The 17,107-nt window shown below is 69.4% G+C and carries 16 protein-coding genes; 13 read left to right on the plus strand and 3 right to left on the minus strand.

Going from position 1 to position 17,107, the window contains the following annotated elements; translation table 11 throughout:
* Window positions 1-130 precede the first annotated feature (130 nt).
* From otsA to ACEXOR_RS16850, 8 genes are all read left to right on the plus strand, one after another.
* Window positions 131-1,693, plus strand: a complete 1,563-nt coding sequence (gene otsA / locus ACEXOR_RS16815; protein ID WP_374850886.1) for an alpha,alpha-trehalose-phosphate synthase (UDP-forming) — start codon at window positions 131-133, stop codon at window positions 1,691-1,693.
* Window positions 1,693-2,487, plus strand: coding sequence for a trehalose-phosphatase (gene otsB, locus ACEXOR_RS16820; RefSeq protein ID WP_374850887.1), 795 nt, complete (start codon window positions 1,693-1,695; stop codon window positions 2,485-2,487). The genes otsA and otsB overlap by 1 nt, the downstream gene beginning before the upstream one ends.
* A 67-nt stretch (window positions 2,488-2,554) precedes the next feature.
* On the plus strand, window positions 2,555-4,249 hold the full coding sequence (gene ilvD / locus ACEXOR_RS16825) for a dihydroxy-acid dehydratase (RefSeq protein ID WP_374850888.1): 1,695 nt from the start codon (window positions 2,555-2,557) through the stop codon (window positions 4,247-4,249).
* A gap of 44 nt (window positions 4,250-4,293) precedes the next feature.
* Window positions 4,294-6,093, plus strand: a complete 1,800-nt coding sequence (locus ACEXOR_RS16830; protein WP_374850889.1) for an acetolactate synthase large subunit — start codon at window positions 4,294-4,296, stop codon at window positions 6,091-6,093.
* Window positions 6,094-6,096: 3 nt separating this feature from the next.
* The gene (gene ilvN / locus ACEXOR_RS16835; protein WP_374850890.1) at window positions 6,097-6,606 is read left to right on the plus strand and encodes an acetolactate synthase small subunit; all 510 of its coding nucleotides are present in this window, start codon (window positions 6,097-6,099) and stop codon (window positions 6,604-6,606) included.
* Between the two features lie 31 nt (window positions 6,607-6,637).
* Window positions 6,638-7,663: a ketol-acid reductoisomerase gene (gene ilvC / locus ACEXOR_RS16840; protein WP_374850891.1), complete on the plus strand. Its 1,026-nt coding sequence runs from the start codon at window positions 6,638-6,640 to the stop codon at window positions 7,661-7,663.
* Between the two features lie 205 nt (window positions 7,664-7,868).
* Entirely contained in the window at window positions 7,869-8,381 is a 513-nt protein-coding gene (locus ACEXOR_RS16845) for a hypothetical protein (RefSeq protein ID WP_374850892.1), read from the plus strand.
* Window positions 8,378-8,719, plus strand: coding sequence for a hypothetical protein (locus tag ACEXOR_RS16850; protein ID WP_374850893.1), 342 nt, complete (start codon window positions 8,378-8,380; stop codon window positions 8,717-8,719). The genes ACEXOR_RS16845 and ACEXOR_RS16850 overlap by 4 nt, the downstream gene beginning before the upstream one ends.
* Window positions 8,720-8,794: 75 nt before the next feature.
* Here the strand turns inward: ACEXOR_RS16850 and ACEXOR_RS16855 are convergent, their stop codons facing one another.
* A complete protein-coding gene (locus tag ACEXOR_RS16855; RefSeq protein ID WP_374850894.1) occupies window positions 8,795-9,193 on the minus strand; it encodes a DoxX family protein in 399 nt (132 codons plus the stop codon).
* A gap of 61 nt (window positions 9,194-9,254) precedes the next feature.
* Between ACEXOR_RS16855 and serA the strand changes: the two genes are divergently transcribed.
* Genes serA through ACEXOR_RS16875 form a run of 4 tightly spaced genes read left to right on the plus strand, consistent with a single transcriptional unit; the run spans window position 9,255 to window position 13,843 of the window.
* The gene (gene serA, locus ACEXOR_RS16860) at window positions 9,255-10,847 is read left to right on the plus strand and encodes a phosphoglycerate dehydrogenase (RefSeq protein ID WP_374850895.1); all 1,593 of its coding nucleotides are present in this window, start codon (window positions 9,255-9,257) and stop codon (window positions 10,845-10,847) included.
* A gap of 19 nt (window positions 10,848-10,866) precedes the next feature.
* Window positions 10,867-11,943 (plus strand): 3-isopropylmalate dehydrogenase, encoded by a 1,077-nt coding sequence (locus ACEXOR_RS16865; RefSeq protein ID WP_374850896.1) that lies wholly within the window; start codon window positions 10,867-10,869, stop codon window positions 11,941-11,943.
* 14 nt (window positions 11,944-11,957) lie between these two features.
* A complete protein-coding gene (locus ACEXOR_RS16870; RefSeq protein WP_374850897.1) occupies window positions 11,958-13,070 on the plus strand; it encodes a branched-chain amino acid aminotransferase in 1,113 nt (370 codons plus the stop codon).
* Entirely contained in the window at window positions 13,067-13,843 is a 777-nt protein-coding gene (locus ACEXOR_RS16875; protein WP_374850898.1) for a fumarylacetoacetate hydrolase family protein, read from the plus strand. Before ACEXOR_RS16870 ends, ACEXOR_RS16875 begins: the two co-directional genes overlap by 4 nt.
* A 54-nt stretch (window positions 13,844-13,897) precedes the next feature.
* On the opposite strand, the gene ACEXOR_RS16880 is transcribed toward ACEXOR_RS16875, so the two are convergent.
* Together ACEXOR_RS16880 and ACEXOR_RS16885 are read right to left on the minus strand one after the other, a co-directional pair.
* Window positions 13,898-14,338: a MarR family winged helix-turn-helix transcriptional regulator gene (locus tag ACEXOR_RS16880; RefSeq protein WP_374850899.1), complete on the minus strand. Its 441-nt coding sequence runs from the start codon at window positions 14,336-14,338 to the stop codon at window positions 13,898-13,900.
* A gap of 54 nt (window positions 14,339-14,392) precedes the next feature.
* Window positions 14,393-15,244 (minus strand): alpha/beta hydrolase, encoded by an 852-nt coding sequence (locus tag ACEXOR_RS16885; protein ID WP_374850900.1) that lies wholly within the window; start codon window positions 15,242-15,244, stop codon window positions 14,393-14,395.
* Window positions 15,245-15,488: 244 nt separating this feature from the next.
* Between ACEXOR_RS16885 and ACEXOR_RS16890 the strand changes: the two genes are divergently transcribed.
* Window positions 15,489-17,000 (plus strand): MDR family MFS transporter, encoded by a 1,512-nt coding sequence (locus tag ACEXOR_RS16890; RefSeq protein ID WP_374850901.1) that lies wholly within the window; start codon window positions 15,489-15,491, stop codon window positions 16,998-17,000.
* Window positions 17,001-17,107: the final 107 nt, after the last annotated feature.

Here is a 17,107-nt window from a genome sequence, read left to right on the forward strand (position 1 = left end):
GGGGTTGTCGACGATGTTTGAACCAACGCTACTCCGGGCCGGTCGGAGGTGCCCCTGGTAGTGTGATGAACGGAGATCCGGCCCGGATCCGTGCGGATCTGCTCGCCTCCCGGACTCGCTGAACGGACCCATGCCTTCCTCGAAACACACTTCCGACTCCTTCTCCTTCGTGGTGGTCTCGAACCGCCTCCCCGTCGACCGGGTGATCGGTGCCGACGGTGAACCGTCGTTCCGGGTCTCTCCTGGCGGTCTCGTGACGGCGCTCGAACCGGTGATGCGCGAGGCCGACGGCGCCTGGATCGGCTGGACCGGATCGGCCGACGACGAGACCGACCCGTTCGAGCACGACGGCATGCACCTCATCCCGGTGACGCTGAGCGCCGAGGAGGTGGAGCTCTACTACGAGGGCTTCTCGAACGACACGCTCTGGCCGCTCTACCACGACGTGATCGCGCCCCCCGCGTATCACCGCGAGTGGTGGGAGAGCTACGTGCGGGTGAACCAGCGTTTCGCCGACCGGGCCGCTGCCGTCACCTCTGACGGCGGCACGGTGTGGGTGCAGGACTACCAGCTGCAGCTCGTGCCCACGATGCTGCGCGAGCAGCGGCCCGACCTCACCATCGGGTTCTTCAACCACATTCCGTTCCCGGCATACGGCATCTTCTCGCAGCTTCCCTGGCGCACCCAGATCGTGGAGGGACTGCTCGGAGCCGACGTGATCGGCTTCCAGCGCACGGCGGATGCGGGCAACTTCACCCGCGCCGTGCGACGCCTCCTCGGCCACCAGACCAAGGGCACCGTGATCGACGTGCCGGTCGAGGCCGAGGTGGAGGTCAAGAGCGCCAAGCATCGCATCTCGCAGGTTGGCGACGACAAGCTCGTGCGCACGGTGGTGGCGAAGGCCTTCCCCATCTCGATCGACGCGGCCCGCTACGAGGAGCTCGCGCGACGCCCCGACATCCAGGAGCGCGCCCGGGAGATCCGCGAAGGGCTCGGCAACCCGAAGGTGGTGATGCTCGGGGTCGACCGGCTCGACTACACCAAGGGCATCGGCCACCGGCTGAAGGCCTTCGGCGAGCTGCTGGCCGACGGCACGGTCGAGGTGGAGGACGTGACGCTCGTGCAGGTGGCGAGCCCCAGCCGCGAGCGGGTGAGCGCCTACCAGAACCTGCGCGACGAGATCGAGCTCACGGTCGGCCGCATCAACGGCGACTTCGGCACCATCAGCCACACCGCCATCAGCTACCTGCACCACGGGTACCCGCGGGAGGAGATGGTCGCCCTCTACCTCGCGGCCGACGTCATGCTCGTCACCGCTCTCCGCGACGGCATGAACCTGGTTGCCAAGGAGTACGTGGCCTCGCGCTTCGACAACGACGGCGTGCTCGTGCTGAGCGAGTTCGCGGGCGCGAGCGACGAGTTGCGCACCGCGCTGCGGGTGAACCCCCACGACATCGAGGGGCTCAAGGAGTCCATGCTGCAGGCGATGGCCATGCCGAGGAGCGAACGGTCCCGGCGGATGCGCGCGATGCGCAAGCGGGTGCAGGAGAACGATGTGGCGCGCTGGTCGTCGTCGTTCCTCAGCACGCTCACCACGCCCTCCGACGGGCTCGCCCTGCCCAAGGCGAACCTCGCCGCGACGAAGCCGGTGGTCGACGAACCGGGCGCCGTCGAGGCGGAGGAGGCCGACTGATGGGCGCATCCGTCACCCCCGCCCTGCAGGCCGAGCTCGAACGGCTCGCGACCACCCCGGTGCTGCTGGTGGCCGTCGACTTCGACGGCACGCTGGCGCCCATCGTCGACCGGCCGGCGGATGCGCGGGCCTTGCCCGCGGCCCGATCCGCCGTTCTGGCCCTGCTCGACCTGCCCCGGACGAAGGTGGCCTACGTCTCCGGCCGCGCGATGGCGAGCCTGGAGGCCGTGAGCGATCTGCCGGAGACCGCCCTGCTGGCCGGATCGCACGGGGTGGAGGTGCGCACCGAGGGGCACACCTCGCTGGACCTCACGCCGGAGGAATCCGCGCTGCGGGAACGGCTCGGAGCGGCGCTCACCGCGGTGGCCGACCCGCTCGAGGGCGTGTGGATCGAAGAGAAGCCCGCGGGCTTCGGCGTGCACACCCGGCTGGCGTCCGCCACCGACACGGCGTCGGCCGAGGCGGCAGCCCTCGCCGCCACCGAGGCCGATGTCGACGCGCTCACGGTGCGGCACGGTCAGGACATCCTGGAGTTCTCGGTGCGCGGCACCACCAAGGGCGACGCCGTGGCACGCCTGCGGGAGCAGACCGGGGCCACGGCCGTGCTCTTCGCGGGCGACGACGTGACCGACGAAGACGGCTTCGGGGCGCTCGGCGACGGCGACCTCGGAATCAAGGTGGGGTCGGGCGACACGGCGGCGCGTCACCGGGTCGCCGGCCCCGAGGAGATGGCGGCGGCGCTCGCCGTGCTGGTCGAGGCCCGCCGGCAGTACTTCTCCACAGCGGGCCACTGAGCGTGGGGTTTCCCCAGAGCGGGCGGGGAGTGCCGGAGCACGGGCCGGACAGATCTAAACTTCTCCCATGCCGGAAATAGACATGAAGCCGCGTAGCCGCACCGTCACCGATGGAATCGAAGCCCTCACCTCCCGCGGGATGCTGCGAGGCGTCGGCATGGGCGACGGCGATTGGGAGAAGCCGCAGATCGGCATCGCGAGCTCGTGGAACGAGATCACCCCCTGCAACCTCTCGCTCGAGCGTCTCGCGCGAGCCTCGAAGGAGGGCGTGCACTCCGGTGGCGGGTACCCGCTGCAGTTCGGCACCATCTCCGTGAGCGACGGCATCTCGATGGGGCACGAGGGGATGCACTTCTCCCTCGTCTCGCGCGAGGTCATCGCCGACTCCGTCGAGACCGTCATGATGGCCGAGCGCCTTGACGGCTCCGTGCTGCTGGCGGGCTGCGACAAGTCGCTGCCCGGAATGCTGATGGCCGCCGCCCGGCTCGACCTGGCCTCCGTGTTCCTCTACGCCGGGTCGATCGCGCCGGGCTGGGTGAAGCTCTCCGACGGCACGGAGAAGGACATCACGATCATCGACTCCTTCGAGGCCGTCGGCGCCGTGCGCGCGGGCCGTATGTCGATGGAGGATGCGCACCGCATCGAGTGCGCCTTCGCCCCGGGCGAGGGCTCGTGCGGCGGCATGTACACGGCCAACACCATGGCCAGCGCCGCCGAGGCGATGGGCATGAGCCTGCCGGGGTCGGCCTCGCCCGCCGCGGCCGACCGCCGCCGCGACTACTTCGCGCACCGCTCCGGCGAGGCCGTGGTGAACATGCTGCGCCTCGGCCTCACCGCGCGCGACATCATCACCAAGAAGTCGCTCGAGAACGCCATCGCCGTGGGCATGGCCTTCGGTGGCTCCACCAACCTGGTGCTGCACCTGCTCGCCATCGCCGCCGAGGCCGACGTGGAGCTCACTCTGGCCGACTTCAACAAGGTGGGCGACAAGGTGCCGCACATCGGCGACCTCAAGCCCTTCGGCCGCTTCGTGATGAACGACGTCGACCGGCACGGCGGCGTGCCGGCCGTGATGAAGGCGCTGCTCGACGAGGGCCTGCTGCACGGCGACGCCATGACGGTCACCGGCAAGACGGTGGAGGAGAACCTCGCCGAGATGGACATCGCGCCGCTGGACGGCGAGGTGCTGCGGCCCCTGTCGAACCCCATCCACAAGTCGGGCGGCCTCACGGTGCTCACCGGTTCGATGGCGCCCGAGGGTGCCGTGGTGAAGTCGGCCGGCTTCGACGCCGACGTGTTCGAGGGCCCGGCGCGGGTGTTCGAGCGCGAGCGGGCTGCCATGGATGCGCTCACCGAGGGGCGCATCAACGCGGGCGACGTGGTCGTCATCCGCTACGAGGGCCCCAAGGGCGGCCCCGGAATGCGCGAGATGCTCGCCATCACCGCCGCCATCAAGGGCGCCGGTCTCGGCAAGGATGTACTACTATTGACCGACGGCAGATTCTCAGGCGGCACAACCGGCCTGTGCATCGGCCATATAGCACCCGAAGCGGTCGACGCAGGTCCGATCGCCTTCGTGCGCGATGGTGATCTAATACGGGTCGATATCGCAGCTCGCTCGCTCGACCTACTTGTCGGGCCCGAAGAGCTTGCAGCTCGCCGAGACGGCTGGGCTCCACTTCCTCCGCGCTATACCCGTGGCGTTCTCGCGAAGTACTCCAAACTCGTGCACTCCGCTGCGGTGGGCGCGATCACGGGGTAGCGTCGCGCATCCACCTACCGTGCTCTCTGACTGAGGAAACAACCATGTCCACGGACGCTTTCCCCGTGCCAACCAAGAAGTCGCCGTCGAGCGCCGAACCCGAGATCCTCACCGGATCGGGTGCGGTTCTGCGTTCGCTCGAGCACCTGGGCGTCAAAGACGTCTTCGGGTTGCCCGGCGGCGCGATCATCCCGTTCTACGACGAGCTGATGACGCAGGACAAGATCCGCCACATCCTCGTACGCCACGAGCAGGGCGCCGGCCACGCGGCCGAGGGCTATGCGGCCGCGAGCGGCAAGGTCGGGGTGGCCATCGCCACCTCCGGACCGGGTGCCACCAACCTCGTCACCGCGATCGCCGACGCCTACATGGACTCGGTACCGCTCCTGGCCATCACCGGCCAGGTGTTCTCGCACCTGATGGGGACGGACGCCTTCCAGGAGGCCGACATCGTGGGAATCACGATGCCGATCACCAAGCACTCCTTCCTGGTGAAGCGGGCTGAAGACGTGCCGGCCACCATCGCGGCGGCCTACCAGATCGCCTCCACCGGCCGCCCCGGCCCGGTGCTGGTCGACATCACCAAAGACGCCCAGCAGGCGTCGGCGCCCTTCGTCTGGCCGCCCAAGGTCGACCTGCCGGGGTACCGGCCCATCACCAAGGCTCACGGCAAGCAGATCCAGGCCGCGGCCCAGCTGCTGGCCGAGGCCAAGAAGCCGGTGTTCTACGTGGGCGGCGGTGTCATCCGCGCCGAGGCCTCGGCCGAGCTGCTGCAGCTCGCCGAAGCGACCGGTGCTCCGGTGGTCACCACGCTCATGGCGCGCGGTGCCTTCCCCGATTCGCACCCGCAGCACCTCGGCATGCCGGGCATGCACGGAACGGTGCCGGCGGTGCTGGCCCTGCAGGAGAGCGACCTTCTCATCTCACTGGGCGCGCGCTTCGACGACCGCGTCACCGGCAAGGCGAGCGAGTTCGCTCCGAACGCCAAGGTGGTGCACGTCGACGTCGATCCGGCCGAGATCTCGAAGATCCGCATCGCCGACGTGCCGATCGTGGGCGACGCGAAAGACGTCATCGCCGACCTCATCCAGGCCTACGCCGAGGTGGCGGGCGGCACGCCCCTCGACCTCGAGGAGTGGTGGACCTACCTGCGCGGGCTGCAGGAGGAGTTCCCGCTGGGCTACTCGGAGCCCACCGACGGACTGCTCGCCCCGCAGTACGTGATCAAGCGCATCGGCGAGCTCTCGGGCCCCGAGGCGGTCTACGCCTCCGGCGTCGGCCAGCACCAGATGTGGGCGGCGCAGTTCATCAAGTACGAGCGGCCCCACGCCTGGCTCAACTCCGGTGGCGCCGGCACGATGGGGTACTCGGTGCCCGCGGCCATGGGCGCGAAGGTCGCCGAACCGGAGCGCACCGTGTGGGCGATCGACGGTGACGGCTGCTTCCAGATGACCAATCAGGAGCTCGCCACCTGCACGATCAACGACATCCCGATCAAGGTCGCCATCATCAACAACTCCTCGCTCGGGATGGTGCGCCAGTGGCAGACCCTGTTCTACGACGGGCGGCACTCCTTCACCGACCTGAACACCGGGCACGAGACGCGCATGGTGCCCGACTTCGTGAAGATGGCGGATGCGTACGGTGCGCTGGGCATCCGGGTCACGAAGCCCGAGGAGGTCGACGCGGCCATCAAGCTCGCCCTCGAGACCAACGACCGCCCGGTGGTGATCGACTTCATCGTGTCGGCTGACGCGATGGTGTGGCCGATGGTGCCGCAGGGCGTGAGCAACAGCTTCGTGCAGTACGCCCGTGAGCACGCACCGGAATGGGATGGGGAGTAGACCATGAGCACGCACGTTCTGAGCCTCCTCGTCGAGGACAAGCCGGGTCTGCTGACCCGCGTGGCCGGGTTGTTCGCCCGCCGCGGCTTCAACATCGAGTCGCTCGCCGTCGGTCACTCCGAGATCCCGGGCCTGTCGCGCATCACCGTGGTGGTCGACGTCGAGGAGCTGCCGCTCGAGCAGGTGACCAAGCAGCTGAACAAGCTGATCAACGTCATCAAGATCGTCGAGCTCGACCCGGCGCAGTCGGTGCAGCGCGAGCACCTGCTCATCAAGGTGCGCGCCGACAACACCACCCGGTCGCAGGTGCTCGAGGCCGTCACGCTCTTCCGGGCCCGCGTCGTCGACGTGGCGACGGATGCGCTCGTGATCGAGGTCACGGGCGACTCCGGCAAGACTCAGGCCTTCCTCAGGGTGCTCGAGCCCTACGGCATCAAGGAGATCGCCCAGTCGGGCCTTCTCGCGATCGGCCGCGGCGGCAAGAGCATCACCGAACGCGTCTTCAAGAACTGACCATCAGCCCCATAACAAGGAGAAAACACACGTGACCGAGATCTTCTACGACCAGGATGCCGATCTGTCCCTGATCCAGGGCAAGAAGGTGGCCGTCGTCGGCTACGGCTCGCAGGGCCACGCCCACGCCCTCAACCTGCGCGACTCGGGTGTCGAGGTCGTCGTGGCGCTCAAGGAGGGGTCGAAGTCGATCCCCAAGGCCGAAGAGGCCGGCTTCACCGTGCTCTCGGTGGCCGAGGCCACCTCGTGGGCCGACGTCATCGTCATCCTCGCGCCGGACCAGCACCAGCGCGGCATCTATGCCGCCGACATCCAGCCGAACCTCGCCGACGGCAAGACCCTCGTCTTCGGCCACGGCTTCAACATCCGCTTCGGCTACATCGAGGCGCCCGAGGGCGTCGACGTGATCATGGTCGCCCCGAAGGGCCCGGGTCACACCGTGCGCCGCGAGTACGAGGCCGGCCGCGGCGTTCCCGTGATCGTCGCCGTGGAGAAGGATGCCACCGGCTCCGCCTGGGACCTCGCCTGGAGCTACGCCAAGGGCATCGGCGGCCTTCGTGCCGGCGGCATCAAGACCACCTTCACCGAGGAGACCGAGACCGACCTGTTCGGCGAGCAGGCCGTGCTCTGCGGCGGCGTCTCGCAGCTGGTGCAGTACGGCTTCGAGACCCTCACCGAGGCCGGCTACCAGCCGCAGATCGCCTACTTCGAGGTGCTGCACGAGCTGAAGCTCATCGTCGACCTGATGTGGGAGGGCGGCATCGCCAAGCAGCGCTGGTCGGTCTCCGACACCGCCGAGTACGGCGACTACGTCTCCGGCCCCCGTGTGATCGACCCGCACGTCAAGGAGAACATGAAGGCCGTCCTCGACGACATCCAGTCGGGTGCGTTCGCCAAGCGCTTCATCGACGACCAGGATGCCGGGGCTCCCGAGTTCCTCGCCCTGCGCGAGAAGGGTGCCGCGCACCCCATCGAGGCCACGGGCAAGGAGCTCCGCGCCCTCTTCGCCTGGAAGCAGCAGGACGCCGACTACACCGACGGATCAGCCGCGCGCTGATCCCCTGCGGTACTGGAGGGGCCCCGGAGCACACGTTCCGGGGCCCTTCCCCGTTCCGTACCGTGTGCGGGGGCCGCGGACGGCGCCGAGCCGTCCCGTCCCGCCCTCTGAGGCGCGGCAGAGGGCGATCTGCGACGGCTCGGCGACCAGGGTGCGTGCGCCCCCGTACTGCGGGTGGGGCACCGGTGCCCGGTAGGGTGAGGGCATGAGCGATCCGCGCGACGACGAGGCCCTCGGGTGGGCCGGGGATGACGATCCGACCCTCGTTCCCACGAGCACGACCGCGAGCACGGGTGCCAGCGCGAAGACCGGCGCCCGCGCCGGGACGGGTGCCGAGGCCGTGCCGCGCACGGTGCTCGACGAGGCGGAGGAGGCTGAGGACCGCGCGGTCGAACGCGAGCTGGCCGAGGCCGAGGCGGCATCCGCTCAACTCGGCTCCGCCGCCCTGATCGCCCTCGGCGTGCTCGGCGGCGTGTACCTGCTCTACACGATCGGCTGGGTGATCGTGTTCACCCGCTACGAGGTGGCCTCGGAGATGACCTTCGGCGTGTTCAGCGACCTCATCTCCCGCACCCTCGCCGTGGCCGCCGCCCCGCTCTGGTTCGTGGCCACCCTCACGCTCACCCAGCGGCGCGACCTGCGCTACCGCTTCCTCTGGCTCGTGATCGGAGTGCTCGTGCTCGTGCCCTGGCCGTTCCTGATCGGGGGCGGGGCATGAGCGCCGGCTCCACCGCGGCGACGCCCGCGAAGCGCGGGTTCCGCACGTTCGGCAAGGCGGGCTGGGCTGTGGCGCTGGTGTTCGCGTTCCTCTACGCGTACCACCTGTGGGGTGGGCTGGCGAACCTCATCGGAGTCGTCTCGCTGCTGAACAGCTTCGGCACGGCGCCCGACGGCGGCCTGTGGGCGCTCATCATCGGCTACGCCATCGTGCCCGTCGTGGTGTACCTGGCGGCCCTGCTGGTGGGGCGCACGCTGCGTACCTGGGAGCGCGCGGTGGTGTTCATCGTGGGCTTCGCCGTGGTGTCGGTGGTGTCGCTGAGCCTGCTCGCGCTGTAGGCCTGCCGCGCTGTAGATCTGCTGGCGCCTTAGGCCTGCGCGCATCCGGAACAGGCCGGGCGTTCTCGAAGAGGGCTAGAAGAACGCGACCAGCAGGATGAGCGCCGCCAGCACGATCTGCCCGATCAGTCGCGGCACGAACGGGATGGCGAGGGCCCCGAATCGGTCGCGCCGGCCGGCCGCGTAGGCGTTCGCCGGGAACACGCAGGCGAGGAAGACCACCAGCGCCAGCCCGGCCGCCACCCGCGTCGGCGGGAACACGAGCCCCAGGCCGCCGGCGATCTCGCACACCCCCGTGAGGTACACCAGGTTCAGCGGCGACAGGATGCCGGTGCGACGCAGCCGCGGCGGGATCATCGCAGCCATGGTGCGCGCCGAGCCCGGCACGAAGTGGTTCACGCCCATCAGCACGAACACGGCGGCGATGAGCAGGCGGAGCACGTCGAGGACGACGCCCGACGTCATGAAGTCCATCCGCCCATTCTGCCTGCACTACGCTGGACGGGTTCCCCACCGCAGAACCGAAGGACCCGTCGTGTCGAAGCCGGTCGTGCTGATCGCCGAAGAACTGTCCCCCGCCACCGTCGACGCTCTCGGGCCCGACTTCGACGTTCGAAACGTCGACGGCACCGACCGCGTCGCGCTGCTCTCGGCGCTCGCCGACGCCGACGCCGTGCTCGTGCGCTCGGCCACGAAGATCGATGCCGAGGCCATCGCCGCGGCACCCCGGCTGAAGGTCGTGGCCCGCGCCGGCGTGGGCCTGGACAACGTCGACATCAAGGCGGCCACCACCGCCGGAGTGATGGTGGTGAACGCCCCGACCTCGAACATCATCTCGGCGGCCGAGCTCACGGTGGGCCACATCCTGAGCCTCGCCCGGCACATCCCCGCCGCGCACGCCGCGCTGGCCCAGGGGCAGTGGAAGCGCTCGGCCTACACCGGCGTGGAGCTGTTCGAGAAGACCGTGGGCATCATCGGTCTCGGCCGCATCGGCGCCCTGATCACCGCGCGCCTGCAGGCGTTCGGCGTGAACGTTATCGCCTACGACCCCTACGTCACCAGCGCCCGCGCGCAGCAGCTCGGCGTCACCCTGGTGACCCTCGACGAACTGCTCGCCCAGAGCGACTTCATCACCATCCACATGCCGAAGACGCCCGAGACCACGGGCATGATCGCCGACGAGCAGCTCGCGCTGATGAAGCCCACCGCGTTCATCGTGAACGTGGCCCGCGGCGGCCTGATCGACGAGGATGCGCTCCACCGCGCACTCACCGGCGGCGTCATCGCGGGTGCGGGCCTCGACGTGTTCGTGAGCGAGCCGCCGAAGGACTCCCCGCTGCTGGCCCTGCCCAACGTGGTGGTCACGCCCCACCTCGGCGCCTCCACCGACGAGGCCCAGGAGAAGGCGGGCGTCTCGGTGGCCAAGTCGGTGCGGCTCGCGCTCTCGGGCGAGCTGGTTCCGGATGCCGTCAACGTGGCCGGCGGGGTCATCGACCCGTACGTGCGCCCCGGCATCGGTCTGGTCGAGAAGCTCGGGCAGGTGTTCTCCGGTCTCGCCGGCAGCCCGCTGACCAGCATCGACGTGGTGGTGAAGGGCGAGCTCGCCGACTACGACGTGAGCGTGCTGAAGCTCGCCGCCCTCAAGGGCGTGTTCACCAACGTCGTGTCGGAGACGGTGTCGTACGTCAACGCGCCGCTGCTCGCCGAGCAGCGCGGGGTGGCCGTGCGACTCATCACCGACGCCGAGTCGGCCGAGTACCGCAACGTCATCACGCTCACCGGCGCCCTGAGTGACGGCTCGCAGATCTCGGTCTCCGGCACGCTCACCGGCACGAAGCAGATCGAGAAGATCGTCGAGATCAACGGCTACGACGTCGAGGTGCCGTTCGCCGAGCACCTGATCGTGATGCTCTACACCGACCGCCCGGGCATCGTGGCGGTGTACGGCAAGGAGTTCGGCGAGGCCGAGGTGAACATCGCGGGCATGCAGATCGCCCGGCACGAGGCCGGCGGCAAGGCGCTGAGCGTACTCACCGTCGACTCGCCCGTGCCCGACGGCCTGCTCGAGAAGCTGCGCACGTCGATCGAGGCCGACCTGATGGTGGAGGTGGACGTCGTCGAGGGCTGATCGCCCATAAACTCGGGTCATGGTTCGGACGATCAGACTTGCGCTCATTCCCGGGGACGGCATCGGACCGGAGGTGGTGGCCGAGGCCGTGAAGGTTCTCGAGGCCGTGGCTCCGGGGGCCGACGTGGAGTTCGAGAAGACGCACTTCTCGCTCGGCGCCGCCCGCTTCCTCGAGACCGGTGACGTGCTCACCGACGACGACCTGGCCGCCATTGCGGGGCACGACGTCATCCTGCTCGGCGCCGTCGGGGGAGTGCCGGGCGACCCGCGGCTGAAGAACGCGAACATCGAGCGCGGCCTGCTGCTGAAGCTGCGCTTCTCCCTCGACCACTACGTGAACCTGCGCCCCACGGTCATCTACCCGGGCGTTCCGTCGCCCCTCGCCGAGCACGGCGACGTGGACTTCGTGGTGGTGCGCGAGGGCACCGAGGGGCCCTACGTGGGCAACGGCGGAGCCATCCGCGTCGGGACGCCGCACGAGGTGGCCAACGAGGTCTCGGTGAACACCGCCTACGGAGTCGAGCGCGTGGTGCGGGATGCGTTCGCCCGCGCATCCGCTCGTCGCAAGAAGCTCACTCTGGTGCACAAGACCAACGTGCTCACCTTCGCGGGCGGGTTGTGGAAGCGCATCGTCGACGAGGTGGGGGCCACCTTCCCAGAAGTGGCCGTCGACTACCTCCATGTCGACGCCGCGACCATCTTCCTGGTCACCGATCCTGCTAGATTCGATGTCATCGTCACGGACAACCTCTTCGGCGACATCCTCACCGATCTGGCCGGCGCGATCAGCGGCGGCATCGGGCTGGCGGCCTCGGGCAACATCAACCCCGACGGCGCGTTCCCCTCGATGTTCGAACCGGTCCACGGATCAGCTCCCGACATCGCGGGGCAGCAGAAGGCCGATCCCACGGCCGCCATCCTCTCGGCAGCACTGCTGCTCGACCACGTCGGGCTGGCGGATGCGGCCGGCCGGGTGCGTCGGGCCGTCGAGGCCGACATCTCCTCCCGAGACGGATCGGCCCCGCGCACGACCACACAGATCGGCGACGCCATCGTCGCCGCGATCGGCGCCCCAGAACCCACTCCGACCCACTGATCGAAAGACAGGCCATGACCATCCGAGAGTCGTCCACGTTCCCCCTCCGCTTCGAGCTCACGCCCTCGCAGGCCGCACGCGACGAGGCGGAGCGCGAGGTCATCCTCGCCGACCCCGGGTTCGGCAAGCACTTCACCGACCACATGGTGAAGATCGACTGGACGGTCGACGACGGCTGGCACGACGCGAGCGTCATCCCCTACGGCCCGCTGCTGCTGGATCCCTCGGCCGCGGTGCTGCACTATGCGCAGGAGATCTTCGAGGGCCTGAAGGCCTACCGGCACGCCGACGGCTCGATCTGGACCTTCCGGCCCGAGAAGAACGCCCAGCGGCTGCAGCGCTCCGCCCGCCGGCTGGCGCTGCCCGAGCTCGCGGTGGACGACTTCATCGAGTCGCTGAAGCAGCTCGTGGCGGTGGACGGATCCTGGGTGCCGGACGCTCCGGAGACGAGCCTGTACATCCGGCCGTTCATGATCGCCAACGAGTCGTTCCTCGGCGTGCGGCCCTCGCAGCGGGTGGCCTACTACGTGATCGCGAGCCCCGCGGGCGCCTACTTCCCGGGCGGGGTGGCCCCCGTGTCGATCTGGCTGTCGACCGAGTACTCCCGCGCCGGGCGCGGCGGCACCGGTGCGGCCAAGTGCGGTGGCAACTACGCGGCCTCGCTGCTGCCCCAGCAGGAGGCCTACGAGAACGGATGCGCCCAGGTGCTCTTCCTGGACGGCGAGACCGGGCAGCACATCGACGAGCTCGGTGGCATGAACATCTTCTTCGTGCACGCCGGGGGGAAGATCGTGACCCCGCGGCTCACCGGAACCATCCTCGAGGGCATCACCCGCGACAGCATCATCCAGCTCGCGAAGGATCGTGGGCTCACGGTGGAGGAGCGCGACGTGACGGTGGAGGAGTGGCGTCAGGGCGTGGCCGACGGCAGCATCACCGAGGTGTTCGCCTGCGGCACGGCCGCCGTGATCACGCCCATCTCGGCGCTGAAATCGGCCGACGGCGTGATCGGCGACGAGAGCGCGGCGGCCGGTGAACTGACCATGTCGATCCGCCAGGAGCTGACCGACATCCAGTACGGCCGCATTCCCGACCGCCACGGCTGGCTCACTAGGCTCGACGCATGAAGATCGCACGGTTCAGTCACAACGGCGCCATCAACTTCGGCATCCTCGACGAGGGCGAATCGGGTGGCACCGACCTGGTGGTGCTGAACGGCGACCCGCTGTTCTCGGGGTTCGACACGACGGGCGAGCGCATCCGTCTCGCCGACGTGACGCTGCTGGCGCCCGTCATCCCGCGCTCGAAGGTGATCGGCATCGGCAAGAACTACCTCGACCACGTGGCCGAGATGAACACCGGTGAGGCCCCGGCCGAGCCGCTGATGTTCCTGAAGCCCAACACCTCGGTGATCGGCCCCGGCGACCGCATCGTGCGGCCGGCGCAGTCGACCCGGGTGGACTTCGAGGGCGAGCTGGCGGTGGTGATCGGTCGCGTGGCCAAGAACGTGAAGGCGGGCGACGCCGCGAGCGCGATCTTCGGTTACACCGTGGCCAACGACGTCACCGCGCGCGACCTGCAGAAGAGCGACGGACAGTGGACGAGGGCCAAGGGTTTCGACACGTTCTGCCCGCTCGGCCCGGTGATCGAGACAGAGTTCGACCTCGAGGCCGCCACGGTCGAGACCCGGCTGAACGGCGTGCTCGCGCAGAGCGCGCCGGTGACCGACATGATCCACTCGGTGGCCGAGATCGTGGCGTACGCCTCGTCGGTGTTCACGCTGCTGCCGGGCGACGTCATCCTCACCGGGACGCCGGCAGGCGTGGCCGCGATGGAGGCCGGCGACACCGTGGAGATCGAGATCGCGGGCATCGGGGTGCTGTCGAACCCGGTGTTCTGAGCTTCGGGCGGCGCTGAGCCTCAGTCGGCATTGAGCTTGCGGCGGCGCTGAGCCTCAGTCGGCGGTGGGGCTCTCCGCCACCAGTTCGAGAGCATCCAGGGCCGCTCCGAGGTGCTCGATCTGCGCCTCGTCGAGCTCGTCGAAGAGGGCCAGCACCCGCTCGGCGCGCAGGCGACGCGCGCGCAGGATGGCCTCGGCGCCGGCCTCGGTGGCGCTGACGAAGAACGACCTGCCGTCATCCGGATCGGCGCTGCGGCTGGTGAGCCCCCGGCTCTCGAGCTCGGCCAGCAGGCGGGTGATGGTGGGGGCGGCGACCCGCTCGGCCCGGGCGAGGTCACCGGGGCGGATCGGGCCGTTGCGCACGACGATCGACAGCGCAGACACCTGACCCGGGGTGAGGTCGCCTGCCGGGCGGATGCGGCGGTTCAGTCGGCCCACCGCGAGCGCGAGCCGCGCGGCGATCTCGGCTCGGTCGGAGCCGTGGTTCTCGGTCATCAGGGAGCTTTCGGGTCACCGGAGCGAACAGTTCCGATGAGTCTCGCACACCCGTCATCCGTTCGCGGTCTGCCTCGTCACGAACTCGAGCACCTCGTCGGCCACGGCGCGCCAGCCGGAGTCGATCGTGAGCGAATGGCCCCGGTTCGGCATCTCGATGAACTCGGTGAGACCCGGGTTCTTCTGCTGCAGCGTGTAGGCCGACTCGGCGATGGCGCGGGGAACGGTGTTGTCGACCTCGCCCGAGACGATCAGGAGGGGCCCGCGCGCCGGATTCTTGGTGTCGACCTTGGTCTCGGCGAACGGGTTGAGGTTGGCCGTGGCCGCCTGGAAGAGCGGTACCCCGGATGCGGCGACGTGGTAGGTCTCGTACAGGTCGGCGGCCTCGTCGTCGTCGAGCGCGTTGGCCCAGCCGAACCGGAACTGCTCCAGGGTGAGCGACACCGCCCGGCGCAGGTTGAGCGGGTTGCCGAGCACGGGAGCGGCGGATTTCAGCGACGACACCGGGAGCGGCAGCACGCCCTGGAACGGGGCGGGGTCGATGGCCACGGTGGCCTCGGCGGCGCCGGTGCCCGCGATCTTCTGGGCGATCAGTCCGCCGAAGGAGTGCCCCACCACGGCCGGTGCGAGGGTGAGGGCGTCGATGGCCTCGAGGTAGTGGTCGGTGACCTGCTTGACCATCTTGTGGGCGAAGACATCCGGATCGCGGCGCGCCTCCTCGACGCTGTCGGGGTCGTCGGGCCAGCCGGGGGCGATGGTGGTGAAGCCGTTCTCCTCGAACAGGTCGCGCCAGGGGCGCCAACTGCTGGAGAGCAGCCACAGGCCGTGCACGAACACCACGGGCTGCAGCCCGGAGTCGTTGGCGCGGGCGATCTCGTCGTTCTCGGTGGGGCTGAGCGTGGTCACGGCGTGTCCTTCTGGTCGGTGGTGCGACGGGTGGATCGACGGATTGTGTGTGGAAGGTAGCGCGTCGGGATGGGCGGCACAAGAGATGCCCGTCGCAAGCTCGCCACGGGATGTGTACACTGTTCACATCATCGTGCGGCCGGGCACGGGAATAGAACGCGGGCGGCGGGGCGTTCTTGGTCTTCGCACGCTTCTGCTCCTGCTGCACCCTCTTCTTCTTCCGCCTCCTTCCGACGGGACCACCATGACCTCAACCGCCCCGGCCGAGACCACCGGCGTGGCTCCACGCGACCGCCTCGTCATCAACCTGCTGCTGGTCAGCGCCTTCGTCGTCATCTTGAACGAGACGATCATGGGCGTGGCCATCCCGCACCTCGTGGTCGACCTCGGCATCACCGAGGTGGCCGCGCAGTGGCTCTCGACGGCGTTCATGCTCACGATGGCCGTGGTCATCCCGATCACCGGCTTCCTGCTGCAGCGCTTCAACACGCGCCCCGTGTTCATCACCGCGATGACGCTGTTCTCGATCGGCACGCTCATCGCCGCCGCCGCGCCCGGGTTCGAGGTGCTGCTGGTGGGCCGTGTGGTGCAGGCCAGCGGAACCGCCATCATGATGCCGCTGTTGATGACCACGGTGATGACCCTCGTTCCGCCCGCCGTGCGCGGCCGCACGATGGGCAACATCTCGATCGTCATCTCGGTGGCACCGGCCATCGGCCCCACCATCTCGGGCATCATCCTGAGCACGCTCTCGTGGCGCTGGATGTTCATCCTGGTGCTGCCGATCGCCCTCGGCGCGCTCGTGCTCGGCGCCCTGCGGGTGCAGAACGTGACCGAGCCGCGCCGCGTGCCGATTGACGTGGTGTCGGTCATCCTGTCGGCCGTCGGCTTCGGCGGGCTGGTCTACGGGCTCAGCACCCTGGGCGGGGCCGGCGCGACCTTCCTGTCGAGCTGGCTGCCGCTGATCGTGGGTGTGGCGGGGCTCGCGGTGTTCGTGCTGCGCCAGGTGCTGCTGCAGCGTCGCGACCGCGCGCTGCTGGACCTGCGCACCTTCCGCTCGCGCACCTTCACCGTGTCGATCCTCCTGATGGCGGTGAGCATGATGGCGCTGTTCGGCACCATCATCGTGCTGCCGTTCTTCCTGCAGGGCGTTCTCGGGCTCGACCCGCTGGCGACCGGCCTGCTTCTTCTGCCGGGCGGCCTGGTGATGGGCGCGCTCGCACCCTTCGTGGGCCGGCTGTACGACCGCTTCGGCCCGCGGCCCCTGGTGCTGCCCGGCGCTGCGATGGTGAGCCTGGTGCTCTGGGGCCTCACGACGGTGTCGCCCACCACCTCGGTGTGGTTCGTGCTCGCCGCGCACGTGGCGCTGAGCGCCGGACTCGCGTTCATGTTCACGCCGCTGTTCACCGCGGGACTCGGTTCGCTGCGGCCTCGCCTCTACTCGCACGGCTCGGCCATCATCGGCACCGTGCAGCAGCTCGCCGGTGCCGCCGGAACCGCGCTGTTCGTGGCGCTGATGGCCAGTGTCACCGCCTCGCGGCTGGCCTCGGGCTCGACCCAGGTGGTGGCATCGGCCGCCGGCATCCAGGCCGCGTTCCTGTGCGGCGCGATCATCTCGCTGCTCGGCGTGGTGGCCGCGCTGTTCGTGCGCCGACCGGCCGAGCCCTCGCACGACGACGAGAAGTCGACGGATGGCGGCACCGCCGCCGGCGAGCGGGTCGCCGACGGCACCGCCGCGGCCGCTCCGCTGCACTGACCCCCTCCACCCACTGCTGCGCTCGCCGCGACTCGTCCCGAATCGCCCGGGATTGCGGTCTCTCGCGCCCGAACGGGACGAGTGGCGGGGGTGCGCACACGCGCGGG

Origin of the sequence: Herbiconiux liangxiaofengii, from assembly GCF_041927335.1 — a bacterium.
Classification (GTDB): Bacteria; Actinomycetota; Actinomycetes; order Actinomycetales; family Microbacteriaceae; genus Herbiconiux; species Herbiconiux liangxiaofengii.